Below are 14,703 nucleotides of genomic sequence, written 5' to 3'. Positions count from 1 at the left end.
CGGGAAGCGATGCTGCTGCATCGCGCTCATCAAGGATTCGTCATGTCCGTCGACACCGCCGCCGCCACCGATCGCCTGATGCGTTTTCTCGCCGTGCCGGGGGTGACCGGACAGGAGAAGGCGATCGGGCGTGAGATCATGGCGGCGCTGAAGCAGGCCGGCGTGCCGGCCAAGGCGATGCGCTTCGACGATGCCAATACGCGCATTGCGCTGCCGACCGAGACCGGCAATCTCATCGTGGAGCTGCCCGGCCGCGGCACGATGCGCGATCAGCCGCGCCTGATGTTCATGACCCACATGGACACGGTGCCGCTCTGCGCCGGGGCGCAGCCGAAGATCTCCGGCCGGAAGATCGTCAACCAGGCGAAGACCGCGCTCGGCGGCGACAACCGCTGCGGCTGCGGCATCCTGGTGTCGCTCGCGGCCGAGCTGAGCCGGCAAAAGCTCGATCATCCGCCGATCACGCTGCTGTTCTGCGTACGCGAGGAGAGCGGCCTGCACGGCGCGCGCCACGTCGACCTCAACGCGCTCGGCGCGCCTGCAATGGCCTTCAATTTCGACGGCAGCTCCGCTTCCAGCATCACCATTGCCGCTGTGGGCGCCGACCATTGGGAGGCGGAGATCTTCGGCCGCGCCTCCCATGCCGGCGTCGCGCCAGAGCGGGGCATCAGCGCCACCATGATCCTGGCGCTCGCGCTCGCCGACGTCAGAGCCGGCGGCTGGTTCGGCAAGGTGGTGAAGGGCAAGGGCAAGGACGCCAGGCAGGGCACCAGCAATGTCGGCCCGGTCACCGGCGGCGACGGCCGCCCTGCGGGCGACGCCACCAATGTCGTCACCGACTACGTCCATGTGCGCGGCGAATGCCGCAGCCATGACGCCAAATTCGTTCGCGAGATCAGCAACGCCTACAAAGCCGCGTTCGAGAAGGCCGCCAAGCAGGTCACCAACAGCGATGGCAAGTCCGGCCGCGTCAAGTTCAAGGCAGTGACGGAGTTTCCGCCGTTCCGGATCAAGGAGACCCTGCCGGTCGTCAAGCGCGCCACCGCCGCCGTCGCCGACATCGGCGCCACGCCAACCTTGCGCGCCGGCAATGGCGGCCTCGACGCCAATTGGATGGTCCGCCACGGCATCCCCACCGTCACCTTCGGCACCGGCCAGAACGAGCCGCACACGATCGACGAATGGATCAGCCTGGACGAATATGACCGCGCCTGCGCGCTGGCGCTGCGGCTGGCAACGATGGGATGAGAGCTCTCTGACGCATCGAGTTCGTCTCCCTCTCTCTCCCCTGCGATGGCCGGGGTCGTTCGCTTCGGCGACCGATCTCCGGCCATCGATGATCGACCGTCGGCCCCATGGGGTCACACGACGGTAATCTTGGCGCTGTCCATATCGCCGCGTTTGGGGTCATCGGGCCAAAGGGGCGAACCTTGCCAAGGAACAGCAGAGCGCGCGGCGTGACACTCGCGCCGGCTGGACAGATCGATGTGCTGGAGTTTGCGCGGGAGCTGCAGGAGGCGTTCTCCTTCGCCATCCTCGACGCCTCTGGCGCGAGCCGGGACCTGCCCATTCCCTCCGATTCGGACATTCAGGACTCCGTCAATGCCTCGGAGAGCGCGACTCATCGCGTCCTGCTGAACGGGGAAGCCATCGGCGGCGCCGTCTTGTCGATCGACCCCGTCTCGCAGCGCAATGCGCTCGACCTGTTCTACATCGCGCCCAGGCACCAGGGGTGCGGCCTCGGCCACGCGGCATGGCGAGCCATCGAGGCGCATTATCCGGCCACCCGGATCTGGGAAACCCACACGCCCTATCTGGAGAAACGCAACGTCCACTTCTACGTCAACAAATGCGGGTTCAAGATCGTGGCCTACTACAATGCCCACCATCGCGACCCGCTCGGGCCGCCGCCCGAGGACGTGGCGGAGGATGCAGACTTCTTCCGCCTCGAGAAGATCATGAGGAATGGACCATGAGTCCTGCCCGGCATCGAGCGACTTGCAGCAGCGAAGGATCCCCTGTCCCGCGATAAGCAGCGACATGCTCCATCGCGTGATCGCGGGGTCCCCGCTCTGCCGTCATTCATTCCTGGGATCGCAACGCGCGCCTACCCGACGATCAGCTAATTGTTCAGGTGCTTCCCGAAGACATGATGGCCGTCACTGCAGCTCAGCTGACGCTGCGGGAACAGACCCGAGTTTGAGCACACAGGCGTTCCATTGGTTGCTGCAAACGTCTCAACCGATGCCACTGACCGCAACCGTCATCGTCACTGCGGTCGCGCGTCGGGCGCATATTGAGCAGCAAACGCAGCGCTCGGCGGAATCGGCTTGATGACATCGATCAGCACGCCGTTGGGATCCTGGGTGATGAAATGCCGCTGGCCGAACTCCTCGTCGCGCAGCGGCAGCAGGATCGGCAATCCCGCCGCGACCGCCTCGGCATGCATCGTGTCGACGTCGTCGACCTCGAAATTCAGCAGCAGGCCCGAGGCCCGTCCGCGACCGGCGGCGGGGATCGTCTCGTGATCCCCCCTCAGGATCGCGAGATTGACGGCGGGGTCGCGCGTGGACTGCAGGTGGACGTACCAATCGGCCTCGAACAGCGGTTGAAACGCCAAGTGCCGGACATAGAACGCCGCAGTGGTGGCGACGTCGTCAGCCATGAGGACGGGGTAGTAGCTGGTAATCTTCATGCTTCCCTTCTCCCTCAAATATAGATACATTCTGCCTGTATCTTTATTTAACAAACAGGCAGCCTGCATGCAAGTAACATCGGTTCGACGCAGCAATCCCGAGCGGACGGCCGAGATGCGGGCGCGGCTGGTCGCCACGGCGCGCCGGCTGTTCGTGACCCACGGCTATGCCGCGACCAGCACGCCGTCCATCGTCGAGGCAGCCGGCGTCACGCGCGGCGCGCTGTACCACCACTTTGCGGACAAGCAGGCGATCTTCCGCGCCGTGGTCGAAGCTGAATCGGAAGCCGTCGCCGCGGCGATTGCAGCAGCCGACACGCCGGGCTTGTCCGCGCGCGCGCGGCTGCTCGCTGGCGCCAAAGCGTATGTGCTGGCAATGCAGGCCCAGGGACGCACACGGCTGCTCCTGATCGAAGGCCCAGCCGTGCTGGGCCGCGACACGATCCGCGAGATCGAAGGCCGCAACGGGGACGCCAGCCTGAAGACCGGCCTCGAAGAGGCGATCGCCGAGGGCACCCTGCCCCGCCTGCCGATCGAGGCGCTCACCTCGCTGCTCTCAGCCATGTTCGAGCGCGCCGCCATAGATGTCGCCGAGGGCGAGCCGATGGACAATGTCCTTGCCGTCATCGCACAAGTCCTGCGCGGGTTGGCGACGTCAGAGCAGAAGGCGTGAACCTTGCCTTTGCGACCAGCATGGCTGCGGCGCTCGCGACGGGCGTCCTCGCGGCGGTCGCCGCCTTTCATATCAGCCTGCCGGATCGTTCAAGGCTCTGGCTGCTGCTGCCGGCCTCCAGCTGTTTGCGCCTGGCTCTCGAATATCGGTGATGCATCGGCGATGATCCTGATGTGGAATGTGGGCGCGGCCTTGGTGTTCGCTACGCCGGGCAGCCGTGTTCGGACAATCTGCAATGCGATGGCTTGCGCAGCGGCTGAGCTGACTTTCTGGAAGCTGAGTTCCCCCGCTTCGGACCAAATTGACGTCCTGGCTTGAAGTCCTTGAGGCGCATGGAGGGCCACATCCCAGCCGCTCGTCCGCGATGCACATTCTGGTCATTTGCACTCCGGCGAGATGAATGACATGAGTCTGGATCATGCCAATTTTCAAGCCACCGCACTCGCTGGACAATGAGACGAGCCGTGACGAACGCTTCGGTTTGCGGCTCATCCGACATCGATGTTCGAGCAAAGGGACTTCGCGTGGCCTATAGAGCAGACCGGACGTCCCAATACGACTTCCTGTCTGGCGGCGGTCAGATGGGCCGCCTCATGCTCGCGCACGACTGGTCGACTTCTCCGCTGGGTCCCCCGGACGGCTGGCCTCAAAGCCTGCGCTCGGTGGTCGGCCTGCTGCTCGGTTCCAAGTTTCCGATGTTCGTTGCGTGGGGAACCGAACTGGGATTCCTTTACAACGACTCCTACGCCGAAATCCTCGGCGGCAAGCATCCGAAGGCGCTTGGCGAGCGCTTTTCCGAGATCTGGGCGGAGATTTGGCCCGATATCGCGCCGCTGATCGAAGCGGCAATGGCCGGCGAGGCCACCTATCGCGAGGACCTGCCGCTCCTCATGAACCGCAAAGGATTCGAGGAGCAGACCTGGTTCACCTTCAGCTATTCGCCAGCGCGGAACGAAGCGGGTCAGGTCGCAGGAATGTTCTGTGCGTGTAGCGAGACGACGGCGAAGGTCGTTGCTGAACGCCGTTCCCTGGAGGAACGCGAGCGGTTGCAGCGCATGTTCGAGCAGGCGCCCGGCTTCATGGCCATGTTGAGCGGGCCCGAGCATCGCTTCACGCTCACCAACCCCGCCTTTCAGCAACTGATCGGCCACCGTGACGTGCTTGGCAAACCAGTGTCCGCGGCCCTTCCTGACGCCGCCGCGCAGGGTTACGTCGAGCACTTGAACAAGGCGTTCAGCACCGGAGAAGCGCTCATTTTCTCGAGCGCTCCTTATGCGATGCAGGCTGCACCGGGCGGCCCCATCACTGAGCGGCTGGTTGACTTCGTCTACCAGCCGGTTCGCGATGCCGATGGCGCCGTCACCGGGGTGTTCGTCGAGGGCTATGATGTCACCGAACGCGTTCGCGCCGAGGCGGCGCTCCGTGCCAGCGAAGCGCGGCTCAAGCTTGCACAGCAGGCAGCCGGAATCGGCGTGTGGGATTGGGACCTCGTCACTGGCGCGATCAGCTGGTCGCCGGAGATGTACGACATCCTGGGGCTCGATCCAGCCAAGCATGCGGGAACGCCCTATGACACGTGGCTTGGTATTCTCCATCCGGATGACCGTGACCTGGCCGACAGGACGGCGAGAGAAGCGGCGGCGAAGGGCGAAGCGTTCAGCATCGACTTCAGGATCAAGCACCAGCAGACCGGCGAGCAGCGCTGGGTGCGTTCGCGCGCGACGGCCGTGCTCGATGACCAAGGCCGGCCGGCCCGCCTCGTGGGGGTGAATGTCGACGTCACGGGCGAGCGTCGACGCGAGGAAGGACTGCGTGAGCTGGCCGGCGATCTGCAGACCGCGGTCGAGGCAAGCGAACGGGAGCGGAACCGGATCTACGACCTCAGCAACGACCTCTTCGCTGTCGTTGGCTTCGACGGCTTCCTCAAGACCATCAATCCGGCCTGGGAAAGACTGCTGGGCTATTCACGCGCGGAGCTTCTGGCCAAGCCGCTCGCGGCGGTCATCCATCCTGATGACCTCGCTGCTGCGGGTCAGGTGATCGCGGCGCTGCAGACGCGCGATCCGCTGCAGCGGTTTGAAAACCGCCTGATCACGGCGGACAACAACACGATCTGGGTCGCCTGGGCCGCGGTGCCGGAAGGCGACCGCTTCTATGCTGTCGGTCGCGACGTCAGCCGGGAACGCGAGCAGGACGAGGCGCTGCGTCAGAGCCGAAAAATGGAGGCGATGGGACAGCTCACCGGCGGCGTCGCGCATGACTTCAACAACCTGCTCACCCCGATCGTCGGAGCGCTCGATATGCTCCAGCGCAGGGGCATCGGCGGCGAGCGCGAGCAACGGCTCATCGCCGGCGCGGCACAATCGGCAGATCGGGCAAAAACGCTCGTGCAGCGCTTGCTCGCCTTCGCCCGCCGACAGCCGCTCCAGCCCGTCGCGGTCGACCTCGGTCTGCTCGTTGCCGGCATGGGCGAGCTGGTGGCGAGCACCACGGGACCACAGATCAAGGTCGTCGTCGATGCCGCACGTGACCTGCCGCCAGCCAAGGCCGACCCCAATCAACTCGAGATGGCGGTGTTGAACCTTGCGGTGAATGCCCGCGATGCGATGCCGGACGGCGGGACGCTACGCATATCCGTCCGGGCGGCAACGATCGGCCGACAACACCGCTCCAACCTCAAACCCGGCCCCTATCTCCATCTCTCAGTCGCGGATAGTGGGACCGGGATGGACGAAGTGACGCTGTCCCGCGCGATTGAACCCTTTTTCTCGACGAAGGGTATCGGCAAGGGAACGGGGTTGGGCCTGTCCATGGTGCACGGCCTCGCCACCCAGTTGGGTGGCGCCCTCACCATCCACAGCACCCCGGGAGTAGGCACCAACGTCGAACTCTGGTTGCCGCAGGGAGATGCGCAGACGGGCACGCCGCTTGCCCTCGAACGAGCGCCGGCGCCTGCGGCTCGCCGCGGGACCGTGCTGCTCGTCGACGACGAAGACCTCGTTCGGCTCAGTACCGCCGAGATGCTGATCGAACTCGGGCACGAAGTTGTCGAAGCGGGCTCGGCCGAAGAGGCGCTCCGGCTGCTCAACGGCGGGCTGTTCCCCGATCTCGTCGTGACGGATCACCTGATGCCTGGAATGTCCGGCACAGAACTGGCCCGGCGCATCCAGGCCGAACGTCCCAACGTGAAGGTGCTGATCGTGTCGGGATATGCAGAGGCGGTCGGCATAGCGCCTGATCTCCCGAGGCTGACCAAGCCGTTTCGGAACTTGGAATTGGCGGCGAGCCTCGACAGTTTAGGCCGGTAGCACGTCGGCAATGTCCGCAGTTGTTGCTCGAGGTCCGCTCCTGACGTGACGCGGCGACGGAACGACTCCCCGTGACGATCTCCAAGCGTACGAACTCGACGATGAGCAGCCTCCCGTCGATGCTCCACCTTGACAAAGGGCGCATTCAGAACAAAAAATGAACAACGAATCCACTGGCCTGCTCGCGGAAAGCAGGTTCGTTGACCAGCATGGTTAGGAGCCCGGCGCACCTCACATGAAGCTCCCCACGCTGCCGGTCTATTATTACCTCGACCATTTCGTCGAAATGCTCCAGTTCGTCGAGACGACGTATGGCGAGATCCTCACCGATGAAGATCATGCGTTCACGCAGCGCTTTCGCGGCCTCTCCAAGGACGCGCAATGTCTCTTGATCAGGATGGTCAACAGGCGCGGGACGATCTTCAATCGCGCGCTGTTCAAGTACAAGGAGATCACCGATCTCGAGTCCGCGGCTCAGGACTTGATCGACTGTGGCCAGGCGCGCAGTCTTCGCGCCGAGGACTACTCCGCCTTCGTGCTCAGCCTGCCGAAGACGGCGCTCCTCGACGGTGCCCGTGCGGCCGGATTTGGCCGCGAGGTCCGCACGTCCTGGTCGAAGCCGGCGCTGGCCGACTTCTTCGTCGCGGCAATCCCCTTCGATCTTGCCGCGAAGCATTGCGGCGCCGGAAGCTTCATAGCGCTCGACAACACACGGTCTATCGAATTTCTGCTGTATCTCTATTTCGGCAAGACGGCCGATAGTCTCAAGAACTTCGCGCTGCGCGATCTCGGCGTCCTCCGCACCAACAAGGAGACGTCGTTCAGCTCTCGCTTCGCCGACGCCGACGAAGCGCGTGCGTGCTTTCATTACAGCCAGGTGCTGGACCGCATCGAGCTGCAATCCGCCGACATCGACCAACGGACGGTCGCGGAGATCCTGGACGGTCCGCCGCGGACAACCGATTACGCCGCCGACCTTGCGGCCCGCGCCGCGTGTCAGGTCGGACAGTTTTTCGAGAAGCACGGCGATACAGGTCTCGCCGAACGGCTCTATCGTTTCGGCCGGTCGGCCGACTGCCGCGAGCGCCTTGTCCGGTTGCTGTATGCCAAAGGCGACAAGGACGCCGCTGAAGCTCTGCTGCGGGACATGATCGACGATCCCGAAACTGACGACGAGCATCTCTTCGCAACGGACTTCTATGCTCGGAAGTTCGGCGGGCGGCGGACAGGCCTGTGTACCGAATTGCTGCGCTCGGGGCGCCAAATCGTCGTCGACGACACACATCGCGGTCATCCGGAAGCAGGCGTTGCCGGCGTGCTGAGACGTCAGGGTGGCGAAGTCTATTTCGCGGAGAATACGCTCTGGCTGACACTGTTCGGATTGTTGTTCTGGGATGAGCTCTTCGAGTCCGGCCAGCTCAGCAGTGGTTTCGATTGGATCCCGCATTGCCTGCGCGACCGAACCTTCCATCGCCGGTTCGCCCCGCGGATCGACAGCACGCTCGCGCAGGTCAGAGCTGGAGATGCGCTTCCGATCGTTCTGCGCACTATCGCTTCCAAATGGGGCCAGCCGAACGGGATCTTTGCCTGGGAGCACGTGCAGATGGGTGCGTTGCGTGCCCTGCTCGCATGCGCCCATGCGGACGGCCTGGCTGCCATTGTGCGGGCGATGTGCGAGGACTTCCGCGGCATGCGGGACGGCTTCCCCGACCTGATGCATGTGCGCGACGGCAAAGTGTCTTTCGTCGAGGTCAAGGCCGAAGGCGACGCCATCCGCCGCAATCAATTGACCCGGCTACGCCAGCTGGAGCACGCCGGCATCCCTGCTGAGATCGGTCGCGTGGATTACCGGTTCGACCCGGAGCAGGACTACGTGGTCGTGGACATCGAGACCACAGGCTCCTGGTCGTCCGGTGATCGGATCACCGAAATCGGGGCGGTGAAGGTCCGCAACCATCAGATCGTCGAGGAGTGGCACTCTCTGATCAATCCACAGCGGCCGATCCCGGCGAAGATCGTCGAGCTGACCGGCATCACCAACCAGATGGTCCAGGATGCCCCCTTGTTCCACGACATCGCCGACAGTTTCATCGCATTCATGGGCGACGGAATCTTCGTCGCCCACAATGTGAACTTCGATTACGGGTTTTTGTCGTACGAGTATGAACGGCTCGAACGGCGCTTCCGCTTCCCGAAATTGTGCACCTGCGTCGGAATGCGGCGGCGCTATCCCGGGCATAAATCCTACGGGCTGGGAAAATTGTGTGCGACCTACGGCATTGCGCTCGACGATCATCATCGCGCCCTGTGCGATGCGCGGGCAGCAGCGCGGCTGCTGAATCTCATCAACAAGAAGCGCGTCGACGAAAATCCGCTGGAGGCCGAGCAGGCAGCGTAGTGGCGTCGAGCAAGTTGCGGGCGAAAGCACCGCCTTGTGCTGGCGAAGCTCGGCATCATCGACCCGGCCCGGCTGGTGTCTGAGATGCGCTTAGCCTCGCCGTTTCAGCCGACCATCCATTGACATAGCTCAACCGGCGGGGACGGCGCTCACGATATCGATCTTCACGGGGAGGGTTTCGGGAGCTCACCAGGGATTTGTTCGTCATATCTCCGTTTGGCAACGCACCGATGATGGCCGTATCCGACGATGCAAATTGATGGCGCACAGGATTGGACCCACGCATTTCCGCTGCTCCGACAGCTGCCGAACGAGCTCTTCGTTCAGCTGCGCGACGCCAGCCTGATCGTCGAGCTGCCCGAGGGCAGCCGCATCTTCGGCCCCGGTCAGGCGCCGGACTCCTTCCTGCTGCTGCTGGACGGCACCATTCGCGTGCAACAGACCTCGGAATCCGGCCGCGAGATCGTGCTTTACCGCGTGCAGGCTGGCGAAAGCTGCGCGCTGACCACTGCCTGCCTGCTGGGTTACGAAGACTATCAGGCCGAGGGCATCGCGGAGACGCGGATTCGTGCCGTGGCCATGCCCCGCGCGCTGTTCGACCGGCTGATCGCCAGCTCGCGCGAATTCCGCCAGTTCGTCTTCACCGCGTTCAGCCGCCGCGTCACCAACCTCTTCCGCCTCATCGAGGAGGTCGCGTTCCAGCGGATCGACGTGCGGCTGGCCCAGAAGCTCCTCGAACTCGCCGGATCGAGGCAGCACATCGCGGCAACGCACCAGGATCTCGCGAACGAGCTCGGCAGTGCGCGCGAGGTCATCAGCCGGCAACTCAGTGAATTCGCACGGCGGGGCTGGCTGCGAGTGGCTCGCGGCACGGTCGAAATCATCGACGGATCGGCCCTCACGCAGCTTGCCCGACATGGCTAGAGAGCCGCCCGCTCGGTGACTTAGTTACAGACCGTTCCAACGCAGCGTTCTATGGATTTGCCGGCACAAGCCAAAGGGGAGCGCGAGATGACACAGAACATTGGCAAGATCGATCGTCTGATCAGGATCATCGTGGGACTGGCGATCCTGAGCCTTACCATCATCGGCCCGCAGACGCTGTGGGGCCTGCTCGGCCTGATCCCGCTCGGCACGGCGCTCATCGGCTGGTGCCCGCCCTACGCGATGCTCGGCATCAACACCTGCGGAACCAAGCCCGGCGCGGCGTCTTAGCTCGACCGGACGACAACGATATCGGGCGACGGCGCCGCCCGACGCGCTTCCTCCTGGAGCAGCAGCCATGTCCTATCCCATCGATCTGCGCGTGCAGCCCAAGGTGGCGGGCTTCTTCGATCCGGAAACCAGCACGATCAGCTACGTCGTCAAGGATCCGTCGTCCACCGCCTGCGCGATCGTCGACCCCGTCCTTGACATCGACTACGCGGCGGGCCGCATCGGCACGCGGTCGGCCGACATGTTGATCGACTATGTGACGCTGAACGGCCTGCAGCCGGAATGGCTGATCGAGACGCACGCCCACGCCGACCATTTGTCCGCCGCGCCCTACATCCAAGGCAGGATCGGCGGCAGGATCGGCATCGGCGAGCATATCCTGACTGTCCAGGAGACCTTCGGCAAAGTGTTCAACGAAGGCACCGAGTTTCGCCGCGACGGCAGCCAGTTCGATCGGCTGTTCAAGGATGGCGAGACCTACACGATCGGCCAGATGACGGCGTTCGTCATGCACACGCCGGGGCACACCCCCGCCTGCACCACCCATGTCATGGGGGATGCAGCCTTTGTCGGCGACACCCTGTTCATGCCCGATGGTGGCACCGCACGCGCCGACTTCCCGGGCGGCAATGCGCGCACGCTGTTTCGCTCGATCCGGACCATCCTTGAAACCCTGCCGCCCGAGACCCGGCTGTTCATGTGTCATGACTACGGGCCGAACGGCCGGGCCGTGCGCTGGGAGACGACCGTAAGCGACGAACGGGTGCACAACATCCATGTGCGGGACGGCATGACCGAGGACGCGTTCGTCGCGCTCCGCGAGGCCCGCGACAGGACGCTAGGCATGCCCCGCCTGATCATTCCCTCGCTGCAGGTCAACATCCGCGCCGGCCATTTCCCGCCTGCGGACACGAGCGGAAAGGTCTTCCTGAAGGTGCCGATCAACGTGCTCTGACAACGAATGAGGAGTCGAGCCACCCTGCGCTGCCGCCCTGCCGCGTCACGAAGATGTCAGTTGCCAGACACGGCCGGTTTGCGCGAGCAGTTCCGATTGGAGCAGATGGTCCCGATGCGACGCCCCGTTCTCATGCTGCATGCGATGATACGCCGCCTGGCTGCGGCGCTGATTGCGATCGTCATGGGCCTGACTCCTCTTCTGGGCGCATTCGAGCCGGCTGCAGCCGCAACGGCTGGTCGCGCTGACGCCGTACGGCATTGGTCTGGCGCACAAGCGGACATGCCGAAGCCCTGCAAGAAGGCCGTGCTTCCAGGTGCCATCAGCACATGCCCGTTCGCCGGAGCCGGTGTCACGGCGCTTCCACCGAGCGAAGACCTGACCGCGCAGCCAATCGCGGCCGCTCGGACGCTGACATGGCGACCGCACGATGCTGCGCTGTCGACGCAGTGTCACGCGTCCTCACCCTACCGCCCTCCCTGTCGGCTGTCCTAGGCTGACGGCTCGCTGGCTGACAGCTCGCTGGCTGACAGCTCGCTCCTTGTCGCACGCAACGTAACGCTGCGACATCGGCGGACGAATATATCGATCGATCGCATGTCGACCGGATCATCTCCGGAACCTGTGAGCTGGCTCGCCCAACGCCGGATGCGGCGCAGCGCGGGCTCGCCGGGCCGTGCGCGATCAGCGCGAGGGAGTTCTTCATGTCCATTCGTCGTCTCGGTCTCGGTGCCCTTCTGCTCGCAGCGTTGCATCTGATACCAATAATGGCCGCAGCCGCCGGCCCGCCGCACAAGGCGGAGGTCGACACACGCCTGCTGATCGGCGAGGTCGCGCAAATCGGCGGCGGCTCGACCGAGGCCTGGGCGGGCCTGGACGTCAGGCTCGGATCCGGCTGGCACACATACTGGCGATCAGCGGGCGATGCCGGTGCACCGCCCGACTTCGACTGGTCCGGCTCCCGCAACGTCGCGGACGTCACCATCGAATGGCCGGCGCCGCGCCGCTTCACCGAGCAGGACATCGACACATTCGGTTATGACGAACATGTGCTGTTCCCCCTGCGCGTCCGGCTGCAGGACAAGACGGCTCCCGCGCATCTTGCGCTCAAGGCCGTTCTGTTTGTGTGCTCCGTCATCTGCACCCAGCAGGAGGCGCAGCTCGCGGCCGACATTCCTGCATCGACACGCCAGCCGAACGATCAGGCGCAGATCGACGCGTGGCGGCATCTCGTCCCGCGCGAGACATCGCCCGGCCTGTCCATCACAGCGCTGCGGCTGGATCGCCAGGCCAAGCCGCAGCTGCTGCTCGACGTGCAGGCCTCGCCGCTGCTGGTCGCGCCGGACGTCTTCATAGATGGCCATGACGCAATCTCCGGAGGCCGCGTACGGGTGAACCGCAGGTCCGACGGCGGCGTGCGTTTCACCGTCCCGGTGCTGGGTCTCGATCAGGCCGGACCGATCGACCGGCTTCGGGTCACGCTGGTCGACGGCGACCGATCCATTGAAGCTACGCTCCCCGTGAGCGCAGCCGACACTGCACCCGCGACCGCTCCGGCGACGGCGATGCCTCATGCCACAGCCGCGTCGATCTGGACCATTCTCGGCATCGCCCTGCTCGGCGGCTTCATCCTCAACTTCATGCCCTGTGTGTTTCCTGTGCTGTCCCTGAAGCTGGTGTCGCTGGTCGATCATGCGCCGGATCGGTCGGCTTCGCCGCGATCGGCATTCCTGGCGACGGCGGCCGGCATCATCGCATCGTTCGTGACCCTTGCCGTCGTCCTCTCGGCCATGAAGGCCGCGGGCGCGCAAGTCGGCTGGGGCCTGCAGTTCCAGCAGCCTGTCTTTCTCGTCGCGATGATCATCGTGCTCGCCGCCTTCGGCGCCAATCTGCTCGGCCTGTTCGAGATCAGCCTGCCCTGGCGGATCGCAAGCTGGCTCGGCGCTACCACCCGCGATCGGACGCTCGCGAGCCATCTCGTGAACGGTTTCGTCATGACGCTGCTGGCGACGCCGTGCTCGGCTCCGTTCGTCGGCACGGCCATAGCGTTCGCGTTGTCGCAGGCTGCGCCTCAGATCCTGCTTGTGTTCACCGGGCTCGGCGTCGGGATGGCGGCGCCCTATCTCTGCCTCGCCGCAGCGCCCCGCTTTGCCACGCTCGTCCCGCGGCCGGGGCGTTGGATGCTGAAGCTGCGCGCCGTCGCCGCGATCGCGATGGCCGCGACCGCGGCATGGTTGCTGATCGTGCTCTCGGATATCAGCGGGCCGATGCCCGCCATCGTGCTCGCCGCCGCGCTGCTCGTTGCCATCCTGATCATGACCGCGCGCCGCTTTCCGCTCCGGCGGGCGATGGTCGGGGCCGGCCTCGCTGTCACGATCGCGGTGGCGCTGATGGCCGCCACCCATGTCCCGCAGCCGCCAGCGACGGCGCCATCGAGCGGGATCGTCTGGCAACCGCTGGAACCGGCCGAGATCGCAGCGCAGGTCCGTGCCGGGCACACCGTGTTCGTCGACATCGGCGCGAGCTGGTGCGTCACCTGCAAGGTCAATGAGAAGCTCGTGCTCGACAGCACAGCCGTGCGCAGCCGCCTCTCCTCCGGCGTGGTCGCCATCCGCGCGGACTGGACCTCACCCAGCGATGCGATCGCGGCCTATCTCCGGTCCTTCGGCCGCTACGGCCTGCCCTTCAACGCCGTGTTCGGCCCGGGCGCGCCGGACGGCATCCTGCTTCCCGAGCTGCTAACTCCTCAGATCGTGCTCGATGCCATCGACACCGCATCCAACCCGCCTCACCCGGAGAACCACAAGACATGACCCGAACACGCTCTCGCTCGTCCTTTGCGATCGTGCTGCTGCTGACACCCGCAATGCTGCCGCTGCAGGCCCGCGCCGAAGACGCCGACACCGACATCCTCAGCGAAGCGCGCATCCTGCATGACGCCGCCATTCCCGCTGCCGGCAACGCCGATGGCGACATCACGATCGTCGAATATTTCGACTACCAATGTCCGTATTGTCGCAAGATCAGCCCCGACCTTGCCAAGGTGGTGCGCGAGGACGGTCACGTCCGGCTGGTCTTCAAGGACTGGCCGATCTTCGGCGGCGTCTCGATCTACGCGGCCCGCCTCACCTTGGCCAGCAGATATCAGGACAAGTTCGCCGAGGCGCATGAGGCGCTGATCTCGCTCAAGGAGAAGCTGTCCGAGGCCAAGGTCGATGCGGCGCTTTCGGCCGCCGGGATCGACCTCGCTCGCGCCAAGGCCGATCTCGCAGCCAAGCGGACCGAGATCGATGCGGTGCTTGCGCGCAACCACGAGCAGGCCACCGGCCTCGGATTCCAGGGCACGCCGGCCTTCATCATCGGCCATTTCCGCGTCCCCGGGGCGCCGAACGCCCAGGCCTTCAAGCAGGCCATTGCAGATGCCCGCGCCGCTGCGACCAATTAGCAGGCGGCGACGTT

General features: G+C 64.9%; 12 protein-coding genes and 1 pseudogene. 12 read left to right on the top strand and 1 reads right to left on the bottom strand.

Annotated features, from left to right (window positions below):
• Nucleotides 1-42: 42 nt before the first annotated feature.
• Together HL671_RS14110 and HL671_RS14105 are read left to right on the top strand one after the other, a co-directional pair.
• Nucleotides 43-1,248: a M20/M25/M40 family metallo-hydrolase gene (locus HL671_RS14110; protein ID WP_172236742.1), complete on the top strand. Its 1,206-nt coding sequence runs from the start codon at nt 43-45 to the stop codon at nt 1,246-1,248.
• 209 nt (nt 1,249-1,457) lie between these two features.
• Nucleotides 1,458-1,976 carry a GNAT family N-acetyltransferase gene (locus HL671_RS14105; RefSeq protein ID WP_172236741.1) on the top strand — a complete coding sequence of 173 codons (519 nt, stop codon included), beginning with the start codon at nt 1,458-1,460 and terminating at the stop codon, nt 1,974-1,976.
• Between the two features lie 293 nt (nt 1,977-2,269).
• Here HL671_RS14105 and HL671_RS14100 read toward each other — a convergent pair whose 3' ends face one another.
• Nucleotides 2,270-2,695, bottom strand: coding sequence for a VOC family protein (locus tag HL671_RS14100; RefSeq protein WP_012043784.1), 426 nt, complete (start codon nt 2,693-2,695; stop codon nt 2,270-2,272).
• 67 nt (nt 2,696-2,762) lie between these two features.
• Between HL671_RS14100 and HL671_RS14095 the strand changes: the two genes are divergently transcribed.
• From HL671_RS14095 to HL671_RS14055, 10 genes and pseudogenes are all read left to right on the top strand, one after another.
• A complete protein-coding gene (locus tag HL671_RS14095; protein ID WP_172236740.1) occupies nt 2,763-3,368 on the top strand; it encodes a TetR/AcrR family transcriptional regulator in 606 nt (201 codons plus the stop codon).
• A 20-nt stretch (nt 3,369-3,388) separates the two neighbouring features.
• Nucleotides 3,389-3,520, top strand: a complete 132-nt coding sequence (locus HL671_RS38775) for a hypothetical protein (RefSeq protein WP_256374712.1) — start codon at nt 3,389-3,391, stop codon at nt 3,518-3,520.
• A gap of 312 nt (nt 3,521-3,832) precedes the next feature.
• Nucleotides 3,833-6,676, top strand: coding sequence for a PAS domain-containing protein (locus HL671_RS14085; RefSeq protein ID WP_307768992.1), 2,844 nt, complete (start codon nt 3,833-3,835; stop codon nt 6,674-6,676).
• A 235-nt stretch (nt 6,677-6,911) separates the two neighbouring features.
• Nucleotides 6,912-7,112 (top strand): annotated as a pseudogene (locus HL671_RS39065) (exonuclease); the annotation flags it as partial.
• Between the two features lie 711 nt (nt 7,113-7,823).
• Nucleotides 7,824-9,074 carry a 3'-5' exonuclease gene (locus tag HL671_RS38340; protein WP_246705860.1) on the top strand — a complete coding sequence of 417 codons (1,251 nt, stop codon included), beginning with the start codon at nt 7,824-7,826 and terminating at the stop codon, nt 9,072-9,074.
• 255 nt (nt 9,075-9,329) lie between these two features.
• Complete coding sequence (locus HL671_RS14075) at nt 9,330-9,998, top strand: Crp/Fnr family transcriptional regulator (protein ID WP_172236782.1); 669 nt, start codon at nt 9,330-9,332, stop codon at nt 9,996-9,998.
• Between the two features lie 87 nt (nt 9,999-10,085).
• Nucleotides 10,086-10,289 (top strand): YgaP family membrane protein, encoded by a 204-nt coding sequence (locus tag HL671_RS14070; protein WP_012043778.1) that lies wholly within the window; start codon nt 10,086-10,088, stop codon nt 10,287-10,289.
• A gap of 67 nt (nt 10,290-10,356) precedes the next feature.
• On the top strand, nt 10,357-11,244 hold the full coding sequence (locus tag HL671_RS14065; RefSeq protein ID WP_172236737.1) for an MBL fold metallo-hydrolase: 888 nt from the start codon (nt 10,357-10,359) through the stop codon (nt 11,242-11,244).
• A gap of 704 nt (nt 11,245-11,948) precedes the next feature.
• Complete coding sequence (locus tag HL671_RS14060) at nt 11,949-14,057, top strand: protein-disulfide reductase DsbD family protein (RefSeq protein ID WP_172236736.1); 2,109 nt, start codon at nt 11,949-11,951, stop codon at nt 14,055-14,057.
• Nucleotides 14,054-14,689: a DsbA family protein gene (locus HL671_RS14055; protein ID WP_172236735.1), complete on the top strand. Its 636-nt coding sequence runs from the start codon at nt 14,054-14,056 to the stop codon at nt 14,687-14,689. Before HL671_RS14060 ends, HL671_RS14055 begins: the two co-directional genes overlap by 4 nt.
• Nucleotides 14,690-14,703 lie beyond the last annotated feature (14 nt).

Source organism: Bradyrhizobium denitrificans (assembly GCF_013179005.1).
GTDB lineage: Bacteria > Pseudomonadota > Alphaproteobacteria > Rhizobiales > Xanthobacteraceae > Bradyrhizobium > Bradyrhizobium denitrificans.
The sequence above is the reverse complement of the archived record's forward strand: the minus strand, read 5'-3'. Positions and strand labels throughout refer to the sequence as shown.

Coding starts and splice junctions, on each gene's coding strand:
- HL671_RS14110 (WP_172236742.1), top strand. CDS start 43: ATGTCCGTCGACACCGCCGCCGCCACCGATCGCCTGATGCGTTTTCTC.
- HL671_RS14100 (WP_012043784.1), bottom strand. CDS start 2,695: ATGAAGATTACCAGCTACTACCCCGTCCTCATGGCTGACGACGTCGCC.
- HL671_RS14095 (WP_172236740.1), top strand. CDS start 2,763: ATGCAAGTAACATCGGTTCGACGCAGCAATCCCGAGCGGACGGCCGAG.
- HL671_RS38775 (WP_256374712.1), top strand. CDS start 3,389: ATGGCTGCGGCGCTCGCGACGGGCGTCCTCGCGGCGGTCGCCGCCTTT.
- HL671_RS38340 (WP_246705860.1), top strand. CDS start 7,824: ATGATCGACGATCCCGAAACTGACGACGAGCATCTCTTCGCAACGGAC.
- HL671_RS14070 (WP_012043778.1), top strand. CDS start 10,086: ATGACACAGAACATTGGCAAGATCGATCGTCTGATCAGGATCATCGTG.
- HL671_RS14065 (WP_172236737.1), top strand. CDS start 10,357: ATGTCCTATCCCATCGATCTGCGCGTGCAGCCCAAGGTGGCGGGCTTC.
- HL671_RS14060 (WP_172236736.1), top strand. CDS start 11,949: ATGTCCATTCGTCGTCTCGGTCTCGGTGCCCTTCTGCTCGCAGCGTTG.
- HL671_RS14055 (WP_172236735.1), top strand. CDS start 14,054: ATGACCCGAACACGCTCTCGCTCGTCCTTTGCGATCGTGCTGCTGCTG.